Here is a 2541-nt window from a genome sequence, read left to right as displayed (position 1 = left end):
ACCGGCGGCTCGGCGGCCACCACGGGCGGCAGCACCGCAACCGACGGTGAGGACGGGGCCGACGGCGAGGCCGGTGCCGACGGCGAAGCCGGTGACTCCGGTACCGCGGGCGGCAACGACGGCAGTGCATCGAGCGACAGCGACGCCTGACCGTTGATCGAGACAGTGGGGCGCCGTCCAGGGGCGGCGCCCCACTCCTCGAACACCATTGGTAGACCAACGATTCGAGGCGACCGTCGGGACCACGCACACCATCGGCGCCGGCGCTCGCCGGCGTGGATCGCCCTACTCGGACACGGCCGTTTCAGCGAGCGCGGCTCAGGCCTCGGTGGGTGTGCCGGAAGCCAGCGCCGAGCGGTGTCGGCGGCGGCGTGGCGCTCGCATCGCCGCCCAGGCGAGCACGATCACAGCCACGACCACCAGCACCGGTACCAGGATCGCCAACACCACCAGCACGACGCTGAGAACGTCCTCGAGGGTGCTGAGCACCGGAGCGGCCGTTCCGGCCGTGGCCACATTGGCCGCCGGGCGCACCGTCGACTTGGTCAGCGACACGACCAGCGCGACGATGACTCCGGCCGCGACCGGGATCCACGCACCCGACTGGGCGAACGCGCCCGGATCGGTGACCGCGGCCGTCTGCGCCGCGGTGCCCGATCCGAACACGATCCCGCCGGCGGTGGGGCGCACGAAGGTCTGGATGGTGTCGTTGACGCTGTCCAGTGCCGGGACCTTGTCGGCGACCACCTCCACGGCCAGCAGCACCGCGACGATCGTGATGACCCAGCCGTTCTCCAGCCAGGCCCAGCCGGCCGGCAGCGTCACCAGATCGGTGAAGCGTGCCAGCAGCCCGAGCGCCAACAACGGGATGTAGGCGTTCAACCCCGCGGCCGCGGCCAGGCCGAATCCGGTCAGCAGCTCCATGGCACAAGTATGCGCTGCTCACGCCGCGTCGCGACGCCGGTAGAGCCAGCCCGCCAGCAGGGTGATCGCTGCCGCCACGGCCACCATCGCCCCCATCGCCGCGACGGGCACGTCGGTGGGCACCGTGGTCCGCCCCACCGGGGACAGGTCGATCAGCCAGCCCGGTAGTCGCAGCAACGCACCCAGATAGAGCGCCGTGATCACGAACCCCACCGCCAGCCAGGCGATCCAACCGCGCCGCACCGCCACCGCGAGGGCGGCGATCGCGGCCATCACCGCCAGCGCGGGCACATAGGCCAGCCCGGCCAGCGTCAGTCGCAGCACCGTCTGTGGTTCACCCATCGTCAGCCCCGCGCCCAGGCCGTTGCCCAGGCCGGCGAAGAACATCAGCACGGCTGCGCCGAGCACCGTGGCGGCGACGGCGCTGAACAGCCAGCGCCAGCGCGACACCGCGGTGGCCAGGACGGCCTCCCCGAGGCCGGACTGTTCGTCTGCGTACACCCGTAACACCGCGCCGGCCACGAACGCACTCGCGGCCGCGGCCAGGAACTGCGACATCGTGGTGTAGATGCCGTCGTTGCCCTGCGCGGCCAGCATCCTGGCGATGAGCTCGTTCGTCTCGGCGGCGTCGCGCAGCGAACTGGTCATCGAGCCGAACGCCAGACCCGACAGGAACAGCCCGATCGTCCACCCGATCAGCAGGCCGCGCTGCAGGACGAGGTGCAGTCCGAGTACACCGCGGATCGGCTTCGCGCCGGGACGCTCCCCGGAGGAGGCCACCGTGCCGTCGTCGTACTGGCGGCGCACCTCGAGCAGGCCGGCGACCGCGACGAGCACGACCACCAGCGCGATCAGCAGGCCCAACGGCCACCAGCGCAGGTCGACGAACGCGCGCATCTGCTGTGCCCAGGCGATGGGGGACAACCAGCTCAGCGTGCTGCCCGAGTTGTCGATCACATCCCCGATTCCGCGGACCAGGGCCGCGAGCGCGAGCACGGCCATCGCCGCACCGGTCGCCGCGCGCGCGACCCGCCACATCTGCGCGGTGACCGCGGCGACCGCGCCGAACACCATCGCCACCGCCGTCACGCCGATACACATCGCCGCGGTGTCCGCGACGGCGAACCCAGAAGCCGCCATCGCGGCCGTCATCGCCGCGGCGAGCACGACGTTCACCGCGGCAACCACGATCAGCGCCGCACTGGTGCGGGCATAGCGGCCCACGGGAGAGGCCGCCACCAATTCGGCTGTGCCGCTTTCCTCTTCGGCGCGGGTGTGCCGGATGACGGTGAGGATGGCCAGAATCGACGTGGCGACGATCAACGTCAGCATCAGCTCATTGGCCATCATCGCCCCGAGTTCGGTTTCGTTGCGGCCGAACATGGGCCCACCCAGCATGATGCCGGCCGGTGTCTTGAGCAGTTCCACCCGAGTCAGCCGTTGTTCGTGTTCGGGGTAGGCCAGCTCCAGGGCATTGGGCGTGTAGAGCATGGTCAGGATCAGCACCGAGATCCACACCGAGAGCCGGACCCGGTCGCGCCGCAACGCCAGCCTGACCAGGTCCGCGGTGCCCGTGAACGGCGAGGCCGACGGCGGGGCCGCGTGCCGGGCCCGGGC

2 protein-coding genes are annotated in these 2541 nt (G+C 71.3%); both read right to left on the bottom strand.

Annotated elements, in window-relative coordinates:
• Positions 1–318: 318 nt before the first annotated feature.
• The gene (locus ACXAID_RS27700; protein ID WP_475025372.1) at positions 319–924 is read right to left on the bottom strand and encodes a DUF4126 domain-containing protein; all 606 of its coding nucleotides are present in this window, start codon (positions 922–924) and stop codon (positions 319–321) included.
• A gap of 18 nt (positions 925–942) precedes the next feature.
• The coding region (locus tag ACXAID_RS27695) for an ABC transporter permease (RefSeq protein WP_475025371.1) at positions 943–2541 on the bottom strand (1599 nt) is incomplete at its 5' end.

It is taken from the genome of Mycobacterium sp. ABE4_509, assembly GCF_056160785.1.
This window is presented reverse-complemented; position numbering and strand designations above follow the sequence as displayed.